We start from the raw sequence: 389 nt of genomic DNA on the forward strand, positions 1-389 counted from the left end.
ACGTCTCACACGGCCCCTGCCAAGGCCGACAGCAGCCAACCTCGATCCCTATTAGGCCTACACCTCCCGCCGCAACCGCTCCTACCCGCGCAGACGCGGGATCAAGGCAGTCATATCGGAAAAGAAGGACCAGGCCGCCAACCGGAAGGCCAAAGGCCGCGGGGGCGGTCGGCCAGTCACCCGCGAAGCCGACCTCTATGAGGAGCGGAACACCATCGAGCGCATGATCAACAAGCTGAAAGCCTGGCGAGGCATCGCCGCACGCTACGAACAAAACGCCCGAGAGCTCCCTAGTGTCCTGAGTCGGAGATTCGTCGGCAGTATGCGGCGACTTTGTCGAGGATCTCGTCGGCTGTCTTCGTCCAGACGAAGGGCCGGGGGTTGTCGTT

The 389-nt window shown here is 63.0% G+C and carries 1 pseudogene; it reads left to right on the top strand.

Features of this window, described 5'->3' with window-relative positions:
• Window positions 1-55: 55 nt before the first annotated feature.
• Window positions 56-302 (top strand): annotated as a pseudogene (locus IF89_RS44240) (transposase); the annotation flags it as partial.
• Between the last annotated feature and the right edge of the window lie 87 nt (window positions 303-389).

It is taken from the genome of Streptomyces sp. NRRL F-2664 (genome assembly GCF_000719345.1).
Lineage (GTDB): Bacteria > Actinomycetota > Actinomycetes > Streptomycetales > Streptomycetaceae > Streptomyces.